Source organism: Proteinivorax tanatarense (genome assembly GCF_040267685.1).
Lineage (GTDB): Bacteria > Bacillota > Proteinivoracia > Proteinivoracales > Proteinivoracaceae > Proteinivorax > Proteinivorax tanatarense.
Genome location: NZ_CP158367.1, coordinates 2,187,659 through 2,209,412 on the forward strand (window position 1 = coordinate 2,187,659; position 21,754 = coordinate 2,209,412).

16 protein-coding genes are annotated in these 21,754 nt (G+C 34.1%); all 16 read right to left on the reverse strand.

Annotated elements, in window-relative coordinates; all coding sequences use genetic code 11:
• Positions 1–5: 5 nt before the first annotated feature.
• The 16 genes from PRVXT_RS10875 to PRVXT_RS10950 all read right to left on the reverse strand — a co-directional run bounded on the left by PRVXT_RS10875 (position 6) and on the right by PRVXT_RS10950 (position 21,609).
• Positions 6–1,046 carry a tungsten cofactor oxidoreductase radical SAM maturase gene (locus PRVXT_RS10875; protein ID WP_350342894.1) on the reverse strand — a complete coding sequence of 347 codons (1,041 nt, stop codon included), beginning with the start codon at positions 1,044–1,046 and terminating at the stop codon, positions 6–8.
• Between the two features lie 87 nt (positions 1,047–1,133).
• On the reverse strand, positions 1,134–2,924 hold the full coding sequence (locus PRVXT_RS10880; RefSeq protein ID WP_350342895.1) for an aldehyde ferredoxin oxidoreductase family protein: 1,791 nt from the start codon (positions 2,922–2,924) through the stop codon (positions 1,134–1,136).
• A gap of 384 nt (positions 2,925–3,308) precedes the next feature.
• Positions 3,309–5,225, reverse strand: coding sequence for a sigma-54-dependent Fis family transcriptional regulator (locus PRVXT_RS10885; RefSeq protein ID WP_350342896.1), 1,917 nt, complete (start codon positions 5,223–5,225; stop codon positions 3,309–3,311).
• A gap of 190 nt (positions 5,226–5,415) precedes the next feature.
• Positions 5,416–6,837, reverse strand: coding sequence for a Na+/H+ antiporter NhaC (gene nhaC / locus PRVXT_RS10890; RefSeq protein WP_350342897.1), 1,422 nt, complete (start codon positions 6,835–6,837; stop codon positions 5,416–5,418).
• Between the two features lie 289 nt (positions 6,838–7,126).
• On the reverse strand, positions 7,127–7,795 hold the full coding sequence (locus tag PRVXT_RS10895; RefSeq protein WP_350342898.1) for a heparan-alpha-glucosaminide N-acetyltransferase: 669 nt from the start codon (positions 7,793–7,795) through the stop codon (positions 7,127–7,129).
• 241 nt (positions 7,796–8,036) lie between these two features.
• Positions 8,037–9,092, reverse strand: coding sequence for an HD-GYP domain-containing protein (locus tag PRVXT_RS10900; RefSeq protein ID WP_350342899.1), 1,056 nt, complete (start codon positions 9,090–9,092; stop codon positions 8,037–8,039).
• A 111-nt stretch (positions 9,093–9,203) separates the two neighbouring features.
• The gene (locus PRVXT_RS10905; protein ID WP_350342900.1) at positions 9,204–9,905 is read right to left on the reverse strand and encodes a phosphatase PAP2 family protein; all 702 of its coding nucleotides are present in this window, start codon (positions 9,903–9,905) and stop codon (positions 9,204–9,206) included.
• Between the two features lie 42 nt (positions 9,906–9,947).
• On the reverse strand, positions 9,948–12,347 hold the full coding sequence (locus tag PRVXT_RS10910; RefSeq protein WP_350342901.1) for an AAA family ATPase: 2,400 nt from the start codon (positions 12,345–12,347) through the stop codon (positions 9,948–9,950).
• Positions 12,337–13,455 carry a metallophosphoesterase family protein gene (locus PRVXT_RS10915; protein WP_350342902.1) on the reverse strand — a complete coding sequence of 373 codons (1,119 nt, stop codon included), beginning with the start codon at positions 13,453–13,455 and terminating at the stop codon, positions 12,337–12,339. The genes PRVXT_RS10910 and PRVXT_RS10915 overlap by 11 nt, the downstream gene beginning before the upstream one ends.
• 13 nt (positions 13,456–13,468) lie before the next feature.
• Positions 13,469–14,197 carry a sulfite exporter TauE/SafE family protein gene (locus PRVXT_RS10920; protein ID WP_350342903.1) on the reverse strand — a complete coding sequence of 243 codons (729 nt, stop codon included), beginning with the start codon at positions 14,195–14,197 and terminating at the stop codon, positions 13,469–13,471.
• Between the two features lie 117 nt (positions 14,198–14,314).
• Positions 14,315–15,337 carry a LacI family DNA-binding transcriptional regulator gene (locus PRVXT_RS10925; RefSeq protein ID WP_350342904.1) on the reverse strand — a complete coding sequence of 341 codons (1,023 nt, stop codon included), beginning with the start codon at positions 15,335–15,337 and terminating at the stop codon, positions 14,315–14,317.
• Between the two features lie 79 nt (positions 15,338–15,416).
• The gene (locus PRVXT_RS10930) at positions 15,417–16,502 is read right to left on the reverse strand and encodes an ABC transporter ATP-binding protein (protein ID WP_350342905.1); all 1,086 of its coding nucleotides are present in this window, start codon (positions 16,500–16,502) and stop codon (positions 15,417–15,419) included.
• Positions 16,503–16,552: 50 nt separating this feature from the next.
• Positions 16,553–17,644 carry a sugar ABC transporter permease gene (locus tag PRVXT_RS10935; protein WP_350342906.1) on the reverse strand — a complete coding sequence of 364 codons (1,092 nt, stop codon included), beginning with the start codon at positions 17,642–17,644 and terminating at the stop codon, positions 16,553–16,555.
• Between the two features lie 16 nt (positions 17,645–17,660).
• Positions 17,661–19,757: a carbohydrate ABC transporter permease gene (locus PRVXT_RS10940; protein WP_350342907.1), complete on the reverse strand. Its 2,097-nt coding sequence runs from the start codon at positions 19,755–19,757 to the stop codon at positions 17,661–17,663.
• A 13-nt stretch (positions 19,758–19,770) separates the two neighbouring features.
• Entirely contained in the window at positions 19,771–20,223 is a 453-nt protein-coding gene (locus tag PRVXT_RS10945; RefSeq protein WP_350342908.1) for a hypothetical protein, read from the reverse strand.
• Positions 20,224–20,301: 78 nt separating this feature from the next.
• On the reverse strand, positions 20,302–21,609 hold the full coding sequence (locus PRVXT_RS10950; RefSeq protein ID WP_350342909.1) for a sugar ABC transporter substrate-binding protein: 1,308 nt from the start codon (positions 21,607–21,609) through the stop codon (positions 20,302–20,304).
• Positions 21,610–21,754 lie beyond the last annotated feature (145 nt).

Genomic DNA, 21,754 nt, shown 5'->3' on the forward strand with positions numbered 1-21,754 from the left:
ACCTCCTAAGGGCAAACAACTATGTTCCTAGCCCAAATACAATCACTGCATGACGGTGAAACACCATAACAGTTTGTATCGGCATCATTTACCATGTCACACCCCTCCACCAGATCACAATCTGTACAGGATGGGTATAAGTTATTGTAGACACTATTTCTAAACTCTGTGTATTCTTTGCTTTGCCATATTGCTTGTATATCACTACAGTTTAGATCTCCAAAGCTTTTAGCCCTTATGTTTTTTTCTCTACCAAATACATATTCTTTAGAATCATGAGCAAACCGATAACAAGGTGTAACTTGACCTGTTGAAGTTATAAAAGTTGCTCCCTCTATTATGAAATTACATCGTCTTTCAGTTTTAAGCTCAATGTTGGGAATAAATAGGTTAACTCCTTTAGAAAATGAGTAGTTTCTTACTCTGCTAAACAACTGCTTCACTTCTTTATTTTCATATCGAGTGTAAAGTATCTTGTCAGCATTTTTTTCATCTTGAGGCAGTAAGTTTGAGATAATAAGTTTTTCTATATTTAATTCTGCACACAAATCAATTAATCCGAAAATATCATCGATGTTGTCTCGGCTAGCTACAAACTGAACTTGAACATGAGGACTTTTACTTCCTCTGCCCCTTTTGGCTTTGTCTATCTTTTTTATTCCTGTTATTACTTTGTCTAAGTTAGCGCCCCTAAGATTCTCATAGCAGTCTCTAAGACCGTCAATGGATATTACAATTACGTCAACATATTCTGACAATAGATCAATATTATTTTCATTTAATAAGGTGCCATTTGTAGTTACAGTGAGATGGTAATCCTGCAAAAGCCATAAAGCTTTTTCAAATAAAGGTGAGTATGTTGGCTCCCCTATCCCCCCTAACATTATTTCATCTAAGTTATTAACTTTACTGATTTGCTGTTTTATATTTTCTAAGAGGCTCTCTTTCATGTGCTGTGGTCTATGCGCCCAAGCTTCTCTATAACATATTTTGCAGTTAAGATTGCATTTATCGGTAAGTTCTAAGTAAACCTTTTTTAGATTCATACCGCTAATCCTTTCTGATAAGTTTATTTAACAAAAGGACTCCCAAAAGGAAGTCCTTTTTGTGTCTAAGTTATATTAAATATATTATTAAATATCCAGCTTTTTAAGTTTTTCTTTTGTAGGAACTCCCTCTTCATCCCAGCCTCTAACTTCATAATACTCAGGAAGAAGTTGGTCTAGCTTATGAGTCCACCCTTTTGATGGGCCATCTGGAATAGGCTCTTCTAGCAACCTCTTTGGAAGCTTATCTTGTTTTTTGTCAATACCAGCTTCTAGGTTAAATAGCTTTTCAATATTCCAGATTCTATCTCCAGCTTCTAAAATTGTTTCTGCTGTATGGTCGGTACCACAAACAGCGTTATATAGGTCTGCATAATCCTCAGGCCCTAGAGCAAATGAGGTAAACAGGCATAAACCTAAAGAATCTATACTAGCAGTTAAATCTTGGAATATTTTTGCCCATTGAGCTTTTCCTTCTAGAGAAAACTTATCTAGTTTTTCTGGAAGGCCCAAAATTTCTGGCGAAATCAGGTATCCCCTTACATGACAACCTCCACGGTTTGAGGTAGCATATTGAAGACCTTGCCCTTGTATAGCTCTCGGGTCATAAGCAGGAATCTCTAGTTTTTTAACACTCATAGAAAGTTCTGGAGCTCCATAAGATTCTGCTAATCTATGGGATCCTTCCGCCATTTTAGCACCCAATCCATCTGCTCTTCCAATCTTTTTCGTCCATTCAATTACAGCCTCAGTATTGCCAAACTCTAAAGGTGTACCATCAACTTCTTCATCTTTAATATAGTCTTTTTGGTAGAGCTCCATAGCTGCAGCTATAGTAGCTCCCACAGAAATTGTATCGATACCCATTTCATTACACCAATAGTTCGCTTTTATAACAGCTTCTAAATCTGACACACCGCAGTCCGCTCCGAAAGCCCAGATTGTTTCGTATTCCGGTCCACCAGCTTCTAAATCGCCAACTTTACAGTGCCTACCACAGGCTATAGGACATCTATAACAGGCTGTTTTTTTAACCAAGTATTTATCAGCCAGCGTTTCACCACTTATATCTTCAGCTTTATCAAAAAAAGCTTTTTGAAAGTTGTCAGTTGGGAAAGCTCCATTTTCATTTATAATATTTACAAGTACTGCGGTTCCATAAGTAGGAAGTCCTTCTCCTGTAACTCCATTTTCTCTTATCTTTTTTACCGCTTTTGGAAATACTTCTTTTAGTTTTGCTTCGTTGTGGATTTTTACCTTGCCAGTCCCCTTAACCGTTATTGCTTTTAAATTTTTAGAACCCATAACAGCTCCTACTCCAGACCTCCCAGCTGCTCTATCTATATCATTCATGACAGCAGCCAAGTTCGATAAATTTTCGCCACCAGGTCCAATTGTCAACACTTTAGTTTTTTGAGGATAAATTTCTTCCAGCGCTTTAGTAGTTTCGGAAACTGTTTTGCCCCATAAAAAGTCTGCATCTTTTATTTCTATAGAATCATCATCGATGTTAATGTAAACAGGACTATCCGCCTTATCCTCCACTATGATAACATCATAGCCTGCCGCCTTTAATTCAGCACCCCAATAACCACCAGAGTTAGAACTAGCCACTGTGCCAGAAAGTGGTGATTTAGTCACTACCATATATCTTCCTCCTGTAGGAGTTGGAGTTCCAGTTAGTGGTCCAGCTACCACAATAAACTTATTTTCAGGACTTAAAGGTTCTACATTAGGATCTACTTCATCAGTTAAAATTTTAGTCCCTAATCCTCTTCCACCAATATACTTTTTAGCCATAGCCAAATCTAAGTCTTCAACTTTAAAGCTTTTCTCTTTAAGATTAACTCTTAAAATCTTTCCATTATACCCATACATATAAATTCCTCCTTTGTATTATATATTTCTAGGCGATTACAAAACTCTTTAACACTTGATATAACAGTGTTTTTATAACCAATTTCAAATATCCCCCTTACTACTTAGCGAAATGTTATTCTGAGCCTAGGGTGAGAATCATTTCATTTTTCAAAGTAGTATATTCTTATGGAGATTTGAAATCTTTCCATTTTGTAATTACCTAATTATATACTTAAATAAATATATATAATTAAAGCAAGAACCATACCATTTTTTCATGAAAGATTAAAAAAAGAAAAAACATTATAATAAGCTGTTTTAAGCTTAATATAATGTTTTGTAGCTGAATTTTTTTAATCTTCACTTGAAACACACGCCCCAAAACGGAACATTTGCTGTAGATTACCCCCGTCCCAAACTGGAACACTGTTCAAATTTAGAGCAATTTATTTTGTGCTTCTTTATTTTTCGGTATAAAGTATTTCTGCCAATTCCCAAAGTTTTAGCGCTATTAGTTATGTTCCCGTTGCTGCTCTTAAGAACTTTTATTATATGTTCTTTTTCTACTTGTTCCAAGGTTAAATCATCATCTAACACTGTATAGTCAAGATCACTACCGGATTTTGTATCTATTAAATCTAAAAAATTAGGTACCTTCTCTGTATTTAACATAAGTTCTATTAAGTTTTCTAACTCTCTTATATTTCCAGGCCAATTATAATTCAACAATTTTTCCATATGGTTCGCAGAAATTTCAACTTGCTTTTTATTAATTCTTTTTGAAATCCTATCCATGAAATAATCTATCAATAAAGGTATATCCTCTTTTCTTTCCCTAAGAGGCATTAACTTCAATGGGAGAACATTAAGTCTATAAAATAGATCTTTTCTAAAGTTTCCTTTTTTAACTTCATCAGATAACTTTTTGTTTGTTGCGGCAATAATACGTACATCTACCACAACTTCATTTGTGCTTCCAACCCTACTGACGGTTCCCTCCTCAATTACTCTTAGTAGCCTTGTTTGCATATCTAAAGGCATTTCCCCTATCTCATCTAAAAATATCGTTCCTCCATCAGCAATTTCAAACTTACCAGGATGGCCACTCCTTTTCGCCCCTGTAAAAGCTCCTTCAGCATAGCCAAACAATTCAGATTCAATTAAGTTTTTAGGTATAGCTCCACAGTTTATTGCTACAAAAGATTCTTTCCTCCTCCTACTATGGTTATGGATAGATTGTGCAAACACTTCTTTTCCCGTTCCACTTTCCCCCATTATTAGTATTGTAGAACGACTATCAGAAATTTTTTTAGCAAACTGAACACTTTCGACAAAATCTTTATTTGTGCCTATTATCTTATCAAAAGTATAGATAGCTTGCCTGCCCATAATTTTATTAGCAAGTTTTCTAACTTTCTTTACTTCTTTAAAAACATAGACCACATCCTTTAATTTCCGTTTATGATCTAAGATAGGATGCACACTTAAGTTAAGCTGCAATATGTTGCGGTTTGCTTTTACAAAAACGTCTTCATCCAAAAAACTTTCTTTCTTTTTTATAGCTTTTACAGCGTTAGACCACTCACTAAAAACATCAGAAATATTCATGTTTTTCATTTCTAGATAATCATACCCAAACAGCTCGGTAGCATATTTGTTCAGAGTTTTTATGTTTCCCTCCAAATCAGCAGTTATGATTCCAGAAGGAATAGAATCAAGCATGGTATCTAAGAAAATTTTAACGTTTTCTAATTCAGCATTTGAGCTTTTAGCCTCGAGCATTTTTTCTATTGCATTTACTGCAGCAACGACCATTCCTAAGCTATGAGGATGAACTGAATCACTATATCCAGTTAAATTAAGAACACCTATTATTTCCCCTTTTGTGTCTCTAATTGGTGCAGCTGAACAGGTCCAGCGATGATATGCCGTAATAAAATGGTCTGCCCCTGATACTTGGACAGGTGTTTTTTCTGTAAGCGCTAAACTCATGGCATTTGTACCTATATTCTTTTCATCCATATACGCACCTGGAATCATTTTAAGAGAAAAAGCTTCAGATAAAATTTTATCATCACCAATAACATCCAAGATACAACCTTTTTCATCTGTTAAAATAGTAAAAAAATTTGAGCCTTTAACAAAGTCATACAATTTTGATATAAAAGGCTTAGATAAGGTAATAAATTCACGTTTGTTTTCCATTTTATCTTGCAATTTTTCATTTCCTAATATTTTTTTACTGTACTTTATTTTTTTAGACAATCCGAGGTCTATGCAACGTTGGTGAGATTCTTTAATATACCTTTTATTTATCACCTAAACCACTCCAGACATAATTATTTAGCCTTCCTAAATAATTTCAACAACCCACCTTTAAATTCCTCTATTTACTTTAAATTACCCACCAAAGATATATACACCAGCATACCTAAAAAGGTTTATCTAATTCTTTAAACAAAAAGCTATAAAAAAACAACCTACTAAAATTTAGTAGGTTGTTTTACAGTTAACTGGCTTTTTTCTCATCGTCAATTGGAGGAATCTCACCCTGCCATTTTTCCATCGAGAAACCAGTTAAGCCATAGATTATTGAAATTATGAAGGCTGAAATGTTAAAGAACGCGTATGGTAAAAACGCAAAAGGACTAACCCCTAATGCTGCATACATATATGCTCCGCAAGTGTTCCAAGGGATTAAAGGAGAAGTTACTGTTGCTGAGGCTTCTACTGCTCTGGAGAGGTTTTTAGGATGGGAACCCATCTTTTTATAAGCATCTTTATACATTCTAGAAGTCAAAACTATTGACAAGTATTGGTCAGCAGTAAATAAGTTAACAAATACTGCAGTTATATGGGTAAATACAGTTAACGACGCAACAGATTTTGCAATCTTTAGAATGTTCTCTAGTATTACCTCTAAAAATCTTGCTCGCTCTAAAATGCCGCCTAAGGATAAAGCCAAGAAAATCAAAGATATAGTCCACATCATACTATGAAGACCACCAGTTGACAATAGCTCATCTACTAACTCAACCCCAGACTCCATAACATATCCAAAGTGCATGGCATCTACTACCCCAAAAAGATCCGCTCCTTGGAACAAAAGGGCAAAGATACTACCTGCAACACTTCCACATAACAAGGCAGGTATTGGCTTAACTTTTAACCCTATCAATACTAATACGATTACTAAGGGAATTAGCATAAATGGACTAATGTTAAAATGACTTGACAATGTGCTGGTGATTTCTGTAATTCTACCATCATCTAGCGTACCACCAGCAAACCTTATACCAATAAGGCCAAATAACACTAATGTAATAATATATGCAGGAATAGTGACATACAGCATATGTTTAATATGCTCAAACAACTCTACTTCTCCTGTTGTTCCAGGGGCAAGGTTTGTTGTATCAGATAGGGGAGACATTTTATCTCCTACATAAGCCCCAGATACTACAGCGCCTGCTGTCATAGCCGTTGGAATATCTAGCCCTTCACCTATGCCAACTAACGCGATACCTATCGTAGCAGCAGTAGACCATGAGCTTCCAACAAACAAAGCCACTATAGTTGTTATAATGCAAGCAGCCACCAGAAAAATTGAAGGAGATAAAATGTGCAGACCATAATAAATCATAGTTGGAACCACTCCACCAGCAACCCAGCTACCTATTAAAGTTCCAACCACCATAAGAATAACGATAGCCGGCATCGCTAACATTATTCCTTTATAAATTCCATCTTCAATAGTATCCCACTTTGTTCCGATTAATAACGCTATTATCGCTGCAAAAGCAGCACTTAAAAGTAGCGGAATATGAGGGTCAACTTCTAGCCTAATAATCCCATATCCTAAAACAAAAATAAGGAATATGATGGGCAAAAGGGCTTGAAAGAGCGTTGGTTTCTTAACATTATCTTCCATTAACTAAATACCTCCTAATAATTTATATTTATGACAGTAATATGCAGGCCACACCTCCTTAATTTATTTTCTTATTGGAAGAATATTGCAAAAAATGTGCCATTCCTCCATAGAAAGGTTAATGGGATTTTCAACAGTTAGTACTGTGTTATTATGAGACACTGTTCCATTTTTTTGCTATATTTTTGAACACCCCTTCGTTTGTTCATTATTTTGCACTTTTAAAAACACCAGCACTGCATTAATAACATACAAATAGCAAGATTTTACTAAATTTCAAGTAAGTTATTTAAGAAAAAACATAAATAAAAGTTAAAATTATAGGTTGATGAAGCAAATAAATTTTAAGTGAGTTTTGGCTTATCCATGTAATGTATTTGTTATTTAAGCTATATTTAAATGCACTTTTTCTCTTAAAGTAGAAAATTTGATAAATAAATACCCCAAACATAAATACTCCTAAATAGGGTATCAGTGGATAATAATCAATTGACTTAAATCCGTAACTTCTAATTCCCACTGCCAAAAAATATGGTGTATCTATTAATATGTTTTCTACCAATAAATTAAGACTAATAAGGACCAATGATAGTATTAACAATGCCCACTTGTTAATTTTATGAAACACTGGAGATAAAATCATCCCTATACCTAAAAGGTGCAAAATGCCAAAAACAACAAAATTATCAGGCATCAGTACATAAGTAACTACAGTTATAATCATGCCATATCCAAAAACTGAAATACCTCGCTTAATAGAGTTTTTGCCTAACCCACTGCTAATACCTGATACAACTATAAAAGTAAGTGCAGATACTTTACCTACCCAATACCACAGTCCATCTAGATTTATATTAACTTCAGTAAAAGCATTTAAGTCGTAAACAATATGAAAAGTAATCATTAAACCAATAGCTAACACTCTTAAAAAATCTAATTCCCAAATCCTCTCCTTCATTTGCTCAACTCCTAGATTATTGATTAGTTGCTTGCTACTGAGAAAAGTGTTTAATAACATTTTAGTATGATTTAATTATTTCTTTAAAGACCCTTATGTTCATTTACACCTATGACTCTATTTTATTTTTATTCTACTACAAGTAGTAAAATTAATAAAATATTTATTTTATATTCCAATTGTTCAGTAAAAGAAAACTGCAATAAAGTTAAAACAGGGTAGATGCTAAAGTATTTAGCATCTACCCTGTTTTAGCAATGTCTTCAATGGTAACATCATACCATTGCCTATCCCGCAAGTTCACCTTCCATGTTTTTCCATTATCATGGACTTTTAACAGCGGCCTAATACAAGAATCCTCAAAATTCTTTAACACGACTCCAAATAAGCCATTACTTAACCTTACCTTTGTACCAACTGGGTAAGGAGCTACTTTTTTCGAAAAAACTTCAACTATCTCAGGATCAAACATGGTTCCACCACCACCCCAAATATATTCCATCCCTTCCGATGGAGACAACGCAGTTCTATATGGTCTATCGGATGTTAAAGCATCATAAACATCTGAAACAGAAATTATTCTGCCGAACAAAGAAATTTTATTTTGATATAATTGATTGGGATAACCGGTTCCATCATATCTTTCATGATGTTGTAGCGCACCTAAATAAGCTTGAACCGGAACATCATGTTTTTCCTTAAGGTACTTATAACCAATTTTTGTATGCTGTCTTATTATATTTATTTCTGAATCATTCAGGTCCCCTTTTTTATTAAGCACTTCTTTAGGAACAAATACCTTTCCAATATCATGCAGCAAAGCCGCTAAGCCAAGTTCATATAATTTTTGTTTACTCAGACCCATGCCAACTCCTATTACAATTGACAACACAGCCACATTTACAGAGTGATAAAAAGTGTAATTATCAAAAACCTTTAAATCAATCATATTTACCATTAAGTTGCTATTATTTAGTATTTCATCAACAATCATTTCTACGCACTGTTGTAAACCACCTATTTCTAGATAATTTTCATCACCTACAGTGCCAGAAAATTCTTTTAACTTTTGCACAGTTTTTACCCGAAGATTATCGCTTATAATTCCACTGACGTATATCTCTTCTGTAAACTCATCTTTTATATATACGCCGTTATATCCGATATCTCTTATTTTGTCAATATACAGCTCTTTTATTTCTACACCACGACTTAAAAGAACTTGTCCGTTTTCCCCCAATAACGTTTTTCCTAATACCATGCCTTCCCTTAAACAGTTAGTTGGCACAAATCTCATGTCAATTCTCCTCAGATATTTTTTGGTATTAACATAGTAATTATAATACAAAAAATACTAGTGCGTAAACTATAAATTTGTCCTATTTTATAATAAAAGCATAAAGTAACACTAATTCATTCTTATTTTTTGTTCTATTATTTTTCTAGTTCCTTCAGGAGCTACATCCCATATATAGGTGATAAGAGGTTTAGTAAAAGCTATACAGAAACTAAGCCATGCCAGGGCTATTAAATACCCACCTACTACATCAGTAATATAATGTCTCTCTAAAAGAACTTGCCCCACCCCTATCAAAAAAGTTAGTAAAGCAAAAAAAGATATTCCTATAAACTTAATTTTTTTATTTTCTATCTCTAGGTAAATAAAATAAGCAAGTACCATAAAAAATAAAAGAGCCTTTACGCTATGGCCACTGGGATAACTATAAGAAATTTTATCTGTAAAAAGCCCCCAAATATTCATATAAGCGGTTTCCGCAATTCGTTCTCTAGCTACCATTTTTTTAATGATATATGTAATGATCACGCCGCCACTCATTGCATTTATAAGCAAAAAGTTTAAATAAAACCTTTTTCTATACAACAACACTCCTATCGCTGAAACAGTTAAAATAAAACTCACCTTAGTTCCACCCAAGGCTGTAATAAGAATCATCGTTTGTTCAACAAAGGGTGTGCATAATGAAGTTAAAAAAACATTTATATCACTATCAATAGTTTCAAAAGTACCGTTAAGTACCAGAACTGTAAATATCGCCGCTATAACTGTTAACCCCAAAGCTACAAACAAAAATTTAATATTAGTATTCATTTTATTCCTCTCTCCTTACCAAGGTTAACTAACATAGATACTTTACCCAAGATTTATTTTATTACCTCCCAATAACTCTCCAGTCTGAGGGTTGCAAGTTGTAAATATAATTTGATTTTTTACAGCAAACTGTTTAATTAGTTCTATAGACTTTGCTTTTCTAGCTGGATCTAGGTCAATTAAACAATCATCTAACACTATAAAACCAGCTTGTCCGTTGTACAACACCTCTAGGATTGCAAGCCTTAGTGCTAGTGCTACACAATCTTGTGTTCCTGCTGACAGCAGTTTTAAAGGCATATAGATGCCTTGTTTATGTATTTCTAAGTTAAATGAGTTATCTATTTTCCCTGAACTGTAATTATCTAATGTAATGACTCTTAAATACTTAACAAAACTTTCGGCTAAAGGCTGAAATGAGTTTTCATCTATTTTTTTTAGTTTCTCTTTTACTACCTCTGAAACCTTAATCAAACTTTTCCCTCTTTTTTCTATCCTCTCAAATTCATCCTTGATACTTTCTAGCTGCTTGCTTATTTCTTCGGTAGAACTATCCGGCATATCTTTTTCTAGACTATAGTATTTATCTTTAAGTTCCATTATTTCACTTTGACAACCATCTAGCTTTGTCCTTACTTTAGTTAAATGCTGCGAAAATTGATAGGTAGTACTAAAACCATCAGGGAGAGGCGCAAGAATTTCTACTTGGTTTTCCAATTCTTTTGACTCAATTTTTAATTCAGCAACTTTATCAAATAGTTTATCATCACTCTCATATTGTAAGGACCATTCCTCCAATCTTTCTGTGATACTTATTTTCTCTGCCTCTAGTTGACTTGCCTTGTCTCTTAATGTTGACAAATTAGATTCAATTTCCACTGCGCTTCTTTCGTTATTTACTCCTTTTAGGCACTCATATTTTTGCTTAATATCATCATAGTTTTTTTCAGCTAATAAGAAATTTAATTCATTTTCTACATTATCTTTTTGTGTTAATAACTGCTGTTTTTTTTCTAAAATTACTTTTCCTTCCTCTACACTGTTAACGCGGAGATTTTCTAATTTTTCTGCTAGCTGATTTTTATACTCATCAATTTCGCTTTTAAGCTTTTGGAAGTCAAACTCTCCAGATTGAATTTCAATTGTTGTATTCTCGCCAAGTGATATCCTTAAATAGCCTTCTGCAATAAAATCATCTAAAGGTTTAAACTCTTTTTCTTGTTCTAGATCCTTTGTTACTTTTATGGGGACTTCACTTTTTATTATTTTGCCCTGCATCTTGCCAGCTTTCATTGCAGTTTGGCATGTCTGAATTTTATTTAAAAGCTTTTCTAACATCCTAATATCATCAGATGTTATAGTTGGAATTTCTTCTAGCTTTTGTTTTACTTCTTGTAATTTAACTTTATTCTCGTTAACCTTGGCTATAATCTGCCCTAAATTCTCTTTTTCTTTCAATTTGTTCAAGTCTAATAGTTGCTTTTCTTCTAATTTAATTTCAGATTTTACTTGCGTTAGCTTCTCTTTTATATATTTAAGCTTTTCTTTTTGCTGTGGCCACTTTAAAATTATTTGTCTTAACTTTGTTTCTAGTTCTTTATTTCTTTCTAACTTTGGCTCAATTAATGCTCTTTTATTAATATCGGCTTCAATTTTACTATGGTTTTCTACTTCATCTTTTAAGCTTTTCTTTTCATCCTCTATGTTCCGTAGATTCTGTCTAATTTTTGTAAGTTTACTTTCCACCGCTTTACTAAGGTTTAGCTCTTGTTGTAAGTCTTGTATTTGGTAATATTTCTCTAAAAGCTTACCTACTCCTTTTTGAAAACGTTTATTAGGGTTTTGTGGCCCCCATTTTTCAATATCCCATCTGCCAAATATCTCATGATATTCAGCATTTATACTTTTTTTAAGTTTGTCAACTGAAACACCGTCAAGCTCCATAACTACCCTTCTTAAAACGGAACTCAAATCCCCAGTAGCTTCATCTTGTAAAATTAAATTTATAGCATTTTTTAAATCCTTTTGCTTTGAAAAAATTATATTACTATAAGTTTTTTCCCCAAACTTTAATAATTTTTTTAGCTCAACTTCAATTGTTTTCGGCTCTTGTAAAACTATTTCATTTTCTAACATCATCTTACTATAACTTGAAGCTCCCCAAGATTTTTCTAAACTATAGCTTTTACCCTTCCACTCAATTTCTACTTTCCCATCAAAATAATCCCCATTAGGTTTAGGCGTGAATCTTTCTCTAAAGTCTAAGTCATTTCCTTGTCTTCTTAGCTTATGATTTTTAAACAAGGTAAAGTAAATACCTTCTACTACCGTGCTTTTACCCGCCTCATTCGGACCAATTATAACATTCAAGCCATCTTTTAATTCAATATCGACATTTTTCAAACCACCGAATTGAGTGCAACTATATTTTTTAATTTTCATTTTGACACTCCTCCATCAGTTCATATGCCAAATGTAGAGCATCGTTATCAGTTTCTAGCAGCTGATTAAGTACCTGATATGGGAACGAACCCTTTGAATATTGTTGTTCAATATCTTCTTTAGTTAGTTGTAATTTTAAATTTTCAAGCCTTACTTCTAGATAACCAAACTTTTCCCTAAACTTATTTTGATAATGCTGAGTTTGCTCTAATACCTCTCTTTTAACTCTACCTTTTGGCGCAAGTCTGACAATTTTTCTATCAGTATCCTCCATATCTAGCTCTTGAAAAAGCTTGCTGAGACATTGTTCACTCTCTAATTTATGTTCAATGTCATAAAAGCGATAGATACCGGTCTCCACCCTTTTTGCAGAGGTTTCTTTAGAATCATTTATTGTTATTACCCATGCGTTGCCACCATGGTTACAGTCCAGCCCATCAGGTTCTGAAGTTCCAGAATTAAATATTCTACGATTAATAACCTTTTCTTCTGAAGGATAGGGTAAATGAGTATGACCTAATAGCCATAAATCTAAGCCTATATCATCTAGTTCTTTTTCATCCATATTGTAATATTTTTGTTCAATGTCCGGCGAGAGACCGTTAAGGGCTCCATGGGCAATACCTATATTCCATGTGGTTGGCTCTTTGATTTGTAGTTCTTTAATCCATTTAAGAGCATTATCGGATGAGTGTTTTTTGTTGCAGTATGCAGGGTAAAGTGTTAAATCGATATCATTATTACTTAGATTATAAGGCTCATATGTATTTAACACTATAGTATTCTCTCCAGCAAAATCTTTAAAGTCCTTCCATAAATCAACCACATCATCATGGTAATCATGGTTCCCTGGAAGTACAACAACTGTTCCAGAAAACTGTTCTAATATTTTAGCAGCATTTTCTTTGTCCTTTTTTGCCACTTTTACTCTATCAAATAAGTCCCCTGCTACAGCAAATAAGTCACACCTTTCAGAATTTGCTTTATCTACCATATTTTTCAAATTGTCAACTCTTGCTTTCACTAAGCTTGAACGTATTTTCTCGGGATAACTATTAAACTTAAGACCGATATGATTATCTCCTGTTAAAAATATTTTAAGATGCAAGTTCTTTTCCCCCTTAAAATTTTATCAAAAACAATCCCATTACCATCACCATAACTAAAGTCAGCTTGGTAAAAAAAATTTCATCTACTTTATTCCCCAATTTAATTCCGACTATTGTCCCCAGTAATAAACCTGGTAACAACAATATGGTATACTGAATTACTTCAGTTGTTATTAAACCACCTACAACATAGGTGGGTATTGTTACAATGTTTACTAACCAAAAATAAAGAGTAAGATTTGCCCGAAACACTTGTTTTTTAACCCCTTGATTTGTTAGAAAAATTATTATCGGTGGACCTCCGATTGAAGCACTACCATTAAATAATCCACTTACTATACCAACGGGAATTTGAGTAAGTTTTTCCCTTTTCACCTTAATTTTTATGCCGTAAAAATTCAATATAGCCGAGAGCGTCAGGATGATACCGATAGCAATTTTTAAAGTGTTTTCATCAACAACTTTAAGTAAGTAGGCTCCAAAGGGGGTGCCAATTACACCAGCTACAACTAATACCCAAATCCCTTTAAAATTTATGTGTTCTTTAAGGTTCTGCAAAATCATTGAGTTTAACACCAAACTATATATAATTAACATCGGAACAATCACTTGAAGTGGAAGAAAAATCCCCAGAAGGGGAAGAGATATTATTGAAAAACCAAAACTTGCAATTCCTTGAGTAGTAGCGGCCAAAAAAATAATTAGTATGCCTAATAAAATCTGTAGCACAGAGATGTCCATTTTTTTCTCCTTCCCAGCACAAAATAGCACTAAAATAATTATAACATACTAATTTTTTTGTGCTAGAAAAAAAGCAACAAGTCCATGGACTTGTTGCCTATATAAAGGGGGAGATAGTTAGCCTTCTGTTGACTGTCTTTTGTGTATGGTGTAAGGTGTTATAATTTTTTTACCTCGCACCTCTTTTTCCATAGCTTGTACTACCAATTTCATCGATTCCTCACCCAACTTAGCTGCATTTATATCAACTGAAGTAATGGGAGTATTTGCATATCTTGATAAAATACTGTTGTTAAAGCTTGCTACTGCAATATCTTCAGGTATATTAACATCCAGACTCTCAAAAACCTTAACAGCTCCGTAGGCAACTAAATCATCAGCCACAATTACTGCATCTGGTTTTTCTTCCATCTCAGCTATAATACTACCATACTCGTAACCCGTTTGTTCATCGAAGCTACCTGTATATAGTAGGCTTTCATCAAATTCTATATTGCTTTCTAAAAGAGCTCTTTTATAACCTTCCACACGCTTTTTAGTGACAATCAATTTTTCGTCACCCACTATCATAGCAATTTTCTTTTTACCCTTCATGCTCAGATAGGTTGTTACTTCATAAGCAGCCATGTAATTATCATTGTCTACATGGTTTATCTGGCCTGCGAACCCATCAGGAGATCCAATTAAAGAAAAGGGAAAATCAAGGGAGGTTAGGTATTGGATACATTTGTCATTTACTTTGCTAGACATTAAAATTATTCCATCTACTTTAGAACCTAGTATAAAATGTTTAATTACTTCTAACTCTTCGTCTATCTCGGAATTTGTAGAAAGAAGTAAATCATATCCAGTGTTAGAAGCCCCTTTTACAATGCCCCTTAAAGCTTCAGGAAAAAAGGGATTAAGAAATATATCCTGAGATGTTGTTGGCATTATTACCCCTATTGCACCAGCTTTTTTACTAGCCAATGAACGGGCAATAGCATTGGGATGGTACCCCATCTCATCCATATACTTTAATACCTTTTCCCTGGTAGGCGGGCTTATTTTGGGGTTATTAGATATAACCCTTGAAACAGTAGACGGTGATACTCCCGCTTTTTGTGCTACATCATTTATGGTAACAACCTTTTTATTCAAGTTCCTCACTCCCTATTTCCAGCCGATGCATTTTAATCTATATTAAAATTATATACCTTATTTTTAGAAATGGAAAGAACTAGTTGATTCTTTGCCCAGTTTTAGTGTCGAAAAAGTGAAGAGCATTTATATCAAAACCAAACGAATGTCTTTCTCCATCTTCATAATGATAATGTCCCGGCGTAGAAATTACAAGGTTAGTCCCGTCATCTAACTTAGAATATAATATTTTTTCTTTACCTAGCATCTCAACTACTTCTACGGTACACTCAAAATTATCTCCAATATGCCCTCCACTTTCAAACCTCTCTGAGCGAATTCCTACAGACACATCTTTTCCTTCATATGAAGCTAAATTTCTCTTGTCGTTATCGTTAGGTGTGATTTGAATAATTCCGTCTTGTCCAACAAATTTACCATCTTTTATAGAGCCTTCTAAAATATTCATGGTAGGAGAGCCTATAAATTGCGCAACAAAAATATTTTTTGGTTTATTATAAAATTCTTCTGGTTTTCCAACCTGCTGTATTTTTCCGTCATTCATTAGAATGATTTTGTCAGCCATTGTCATTGCTTCAGTTTGATCATGGGTTACATAGATAGATGTTGTGCCTAATGTTTTGTGAAGTTTAACCAACTCAACACGCATATGTTCCCTAAGTTTGGCATCAAGGTTTGATAGAGGTTCGTCCATCAGAAAAACCTTTGGTTTTTTAACCATTGCACGCCCTAAGGCAACTCTTTGACGCTGTCCGCCAGAAATTTCTGCTGGTTTAGCATAAAGTTCTTTTTTTATTTTCAACAACTCCGCCGCCTCAATAACCCTTTCCTCGATTATTTTCTTTCTTTCTTTTTTTAACTTTAGCGAAAAAGCCATGTTTTCAAATACTGTCATATGAGGATACAGTGCATATGATTGAAATACCATCGCAATATCTCTGTCTTTAGGAGCTACAGCATTAACTCTCTTTTCATTAAATAGCAAATCTCCTTCTGTAACAGAGTTTAACCCTGCAATCATACGTAACAATGTAGTTTTCCCACAACCTGACGGTCCTAATATTACACAAAACTCTTTCTCATCTATTTCTAAGTTTACATTTTTTAGAGTAAAGTCCTCTTGGCTTTCATATTTTTTCCCTATATTCTTCAAGGTAACTTTCATAAAGGTTCCTCCTCAATCTACATTTTGTAATAGTAAGCTTTTTAGAAATCTTAACCTTTTACAGAGCCCTTTGCCAAGCCAGAAACCAGCTGGTTTTGTAAAGCTAAAAACAAAATAACAATCGGTATGGCAGTCAGCAAGCCTCCTGCAGCAAAAGCAGGCTGATTCATAGTTCTATGATCTGACATTAAAGTAAATAGACCCGCTGCCAACGTATAAGATTCAGTGCTTGTTAAAAGCACCCTCGGCAACAAGAAATCCATAAACGGTCCTATAAATGACCAAAGTGCTATTATTGTCAACATAGGTCGTGCTATAGGCATTATTATCAACCAATACGTTTGTAAATCTGAACAACCGTCGATTCTAGCAGCATCATCTAGTTCAGTGGAAATTGAATCGATATAGCCTTTTAACACAAAGGTATTACCGGCTATAGCCCCACCTGAATATATTAATATCAACATCATCTGTCTGCTAAAGAAGGGAAAAACATTTGAAACTATAGAATGTAAAGTAAAGAAAGCCACAATACCCGCAAAGGTGGGTATTGTTTGCACAAGCATAATTCCCATTAAAGTAGGTTTTCTCCCTTTAAATCGATACCTTGAATATGCATAACCTGTTAGCGAAACTACTGCCACAGTAATTATCGCAGTTGCTCCAGCTATAAAAATTGTGTTTTTTACCCATGTTAAATATAAAGTCTCATTAAAAAGATACTCAAAATGTCTAAGAGAAAACTCAAAATCATAATTCATGACAATATGACTTTGTTGTAGTCCATTAAATGCCGAAATAACCATCTGATAAAGAGGCCATAACACTATAAAAGCCCAGGTAGTTAATACCATATAGGTAAAAACTAACTTTATAAACCCGAAGAAAGTCAGAGGCGGTCTATCAGAAAGATATAGTGATTTGTTAGCCGCTTTTCTTCCCTTTAAATAATATATAAAGGCTCCAATTAAGTTACCAAAAAAAACTATTAAAAACCACAGAACTTTTCCATTTTTCTTATCAAAATTCTCTTTTGGAGTTCTAATAACTTCTGCCATCATTGATATCCAAAAGACCACTAAACTAATTCCTATTGTTGCTATTAAAACATATAAAAACAAAGTGATCAATAAAGAAAACATTCCCCAACCTCCCTATTTATAGTCTCTCCTCTTTAAATGCCTTAGAATTTTTTAGCCCCACATATCCAAACAATAGCAATCCAAATGATATAACCACCACTATTGCAGATCCTATTGCCTGTTGTTGATTATTCATAGTTAACTTATATATATAAGATATCAGTATGTCTGAACTCCCCGCAAGGTTTCCGTAAACCGATGGTTCATAAGGTCCGCCACCATTAAAAAACTTTATTATGGAGAAATTATTAAAGTTAAAGACATATTGAGTTATGAGAAGTGGTGCTGTTTGGAATAACACAATTGGGATTGTAATTCTTTTAGTTTTTTGCCAGTCAGACGCTCCGTCAATATCAGCAGCTTCATAAAGATCACTGGGTATAGCCTGAAGAACACCAGTAGTAAGCAAAAACACATAAGCACTGCCTAGCCATCCCTGTAAAAAGATAAGAAACATTCTTGTCAATTGAGGATCGGATTTAATTCTAATGCGTTCAATATTTAAAACGCTTTCTAACGCCTCAGTTAATATCCCATTAGGAGAGGTCATTATGCTAAAAAACATTATTGTTATAAAAGCAGGAACTGCCCAAGGCAACAAATATATTGTTCTAAAGAATTTTTTGCCCCTTACTCTGTCATTGTTCACCAATAAGGCTAAAACAAATCCGAGAAGAATTGCTAGGGTTGTAGCTGCTATTGTCCATACAAGAGTCCATCTTAAAACAAGCCAAAAAACAGACCCTGCTAACCCTTCGCCCATAGCAATCATGCGATAGTTATCTAACCCTATCCAAGTAAACCTAGTTTGGGCTTGTGGGCTCATGTTGGTAAATGAAATTAAAATAGTGGTAATAAGCGGTACTAGCACAACAAAAACTATAATAATCAATGAAGGTATCGATACTAAATAAGGGAAACCATTTTTACTAATACTAGTTGTAACCTCGTACCAATTTTTAGGACGTATGCCCGTTATTTTCTCTTTTTCTACCTTTAGCACATCTTTATAGGAAACAAAAAGCAACGCTAAACTAATAACAACTAACAAGATAGCGATTATACCCTCAATCATAAATATCAAAGATTGATAAATTCTTGGTCCACCTTCAGCAAGAGTAATAAGTCCAGCTATTCCATCACCTTGATAATTCCCATAACCTAAAGCATAGGGAATGGCTGCAAAGTAAATGAAAAAAGTTGCTAAAAAGAATAATAGCCCTTTTTCAATCTGCTTGTTTAAAATCTGCCCCAACCCCGGAATTAAAAAGGTTAAGTAGGCTAAAACAGGCTTGGTTTTTGTGGTTTCCATAGGCGTTTTTCTTCGCAAATCTGCTATGTCAGCTTGTAGAACATTAAGTTGTCTTTTAACGCCATTTTTAAGCTCAAATTGTGCCTTTTTGATTTCTTCCCTGTTTGATTTTTCTGGTATTTCATAAGTCTTCATACTTATATTTAGTTTATACTTCTTTTTTAACTCCTGGTACCCTATTAGTTCAGCCTTTTTCGATATTAGACCTTTCTTTCTTCTCTCTTTAAGTCGTTTTTTTTCCTCTTTTAAGCATTGTTTTTGCTCTTGTTTAAACCTTTTCAACTCTTCATTTTTGCGTTTACTTTCATTTGGATCCATATTTTTTTTATCTATTTGAAGTTCTTGTAAAATCTTTAAATTTTTCTTATAATCTTTGATAATTTCAGGCAGTTGCTCAACACAGAACTTGCTTTCACCATAAGCCAATTCAGCATCATAGCATAAATCTTTAAATTCCCGATAAAACCCTAATTTCTCTTGGTGTACAAATAAATCCGTTTCCAGCTTTTTTAGTTTTCGGGGACTGCCCTTTTTTAGACCGCTAACAAACTTACTCTTTTTATTTTTTAAGTTTTGGAGGAATTCTTTCTCTTTTAGCTTAAATTCTTCTAAATCTATAATGTAGGGATGCTTATCCTTGTTCTTAATTAGAGAATCTAATTGGTCTTTCAACTTCTTTTTAGTTTCACCTTCGGAATCTTTTACTTTTTTCTGTAATAAAGCTACGTCTAACAAATATAAATTTTTCCTTTTATATTCATTGCCAATATCGTCGTACAAAAATTCTTTATGATTTGCCAATGTAATCCCACCTTTACAAGGTTTTGCTTTTTTCTATCACATTTATTAATGATAATAAAGTTATTAATAAAACAAGATAACCAGCTAAGTTGAAATAATAAAAGATGGAATAAAAATTCCATTCAAACAACACATAAGCCATAGATCCTGAAACCAAAACCGACCAAATAAAAATAAACAACCCATTTATCTTCAGTTTGTAATAAGCAAAATATGAATGAATACTGATAGATATTGGAACAACTAACTTAAACATAAAATATATTAAATTAGCTGATATATATGCATTAAACGCCTCATCGGTAGAAATATTAATCCCTTCGTAAGCAGCTTCCATCCACTGCTGAAACATATTTACATCCTTAACAGCCATTAACGTTTCTAAGGCAGTGGAAAATATAATTATAGAACTTGAAATCAATATATAATACAGATGTTTTTTAGGTAGCTTTGTAAGTGATTTCATTTTTCACCCTCACTTTATCTGGTAAAAATAATGGGAAGAAAGGCTACACCTCTACCCCTCTTCCCAAAAGTTCAGTACCTAGAAGCTTGCCATCATCGCTTCAAATGAAGATTTTATTTGTTCATAAGCTTCCTCTGCTGTTTCAGGTTCAACATTATCCCATGATAAAAGACCATTTTTCCAAGTATCCCACACTTGCCCCCACTCAGTAAATAGTGGACGAGCAGGTGCTTCGTCATAAGAAGATATAACAGCTTCAATAACTTCTTTGTCAGTTTCAGACAAATCTGAATCCATAAAAACAGAAGCTTCTACATTTTCCATAATTTTACCAGTTTCTGCGAAAAATTCAACTGCATAATCTGGGTTAACAATCTCTTCCATGAAAGCTTGGGCTAGTAACATTTTCTCTTCCTCTACTTCAATGCGAGCGTTTGCAACCATTCCCCAGCCACCTTGCCAGTGAGCTAACGGGTTACCGTTAATTGTAACTTGATTCATTGGGAAAATTGCTAAATCTTCACCATCATTCGCTTGCTCAGAAAGGTTATTTGTTGACCATGGACCTTCCAATCTTATTGAGGTGTTTCCACCAGATGTGAATTGATTGTCCATATAACCCCATGCATCGTCTTCATCCCACATTGAAGTACCTGCTTCATTATGCGATTTCCAGTAGTCAAATAGAGCTGTAAAAAACTCTTGTTGATCTTGAGTAAGTTCATCAAAATCTGCAGTTAGGTCAGAATACAGGTTGCCAGAGTCATCTTGACCTAATAGTTCAATATCTGCGGAGTTTGTCAACGCCACTCCAAACCATGCATCAAAAGCAGGAACGAGCATATCTTCATGTTCTAGTTCTGTAAACTCAATGGTATCATCCAAATCTATACCTGCTGCCTCTGCATTAGCTTTATTACCAAAATTTATTAGCGTTTCAATGTTCATAGGAAAAGCTAGATATTCGCCATCAATCTGGAAGTTTCCACCAAGTCCAGCATCATAATCGCCAAATCCTCCTACGTTTTCTGCCATTGTCAGTGCATCAATAGGTGCTATAGCATTGTTTGTATTTAGACCATATATTCTGTCAGCCGGTATGGCAAACACATCGGCCACATCAGTGTTCGTTGCATCAGTTGAATCCAACACATCTAAATGGTCAAAAGATCCAGTAACAATCCATTCAATTTCAGAATCAGGATTTCTTTCTAGCACTCTTTCTCTAGCACCTTCGTAATAATCAAGCCATTCCTCTTCAACCTGTACAGAAATCGTAGCATCTAGACCTTCAGCAACTCCTACTTCTTCCCCACCATCACCACCGCATGCAGCTAGTGGTAAAGCCAAAAGAACAATAAGTAACAAGCTAAAACTTTTTTTCATTTTAAATCCTCCCCAAACCTGTTTTTTTAATGTCACCTTCCTACGAGTGCACTACAGTCCGCATTGTGCATACGCTTGCATGGACGGCAAAAAATTATTTGCTTTCAATAACATTATACATTTTAAATTGAGAAATAGCAATAAT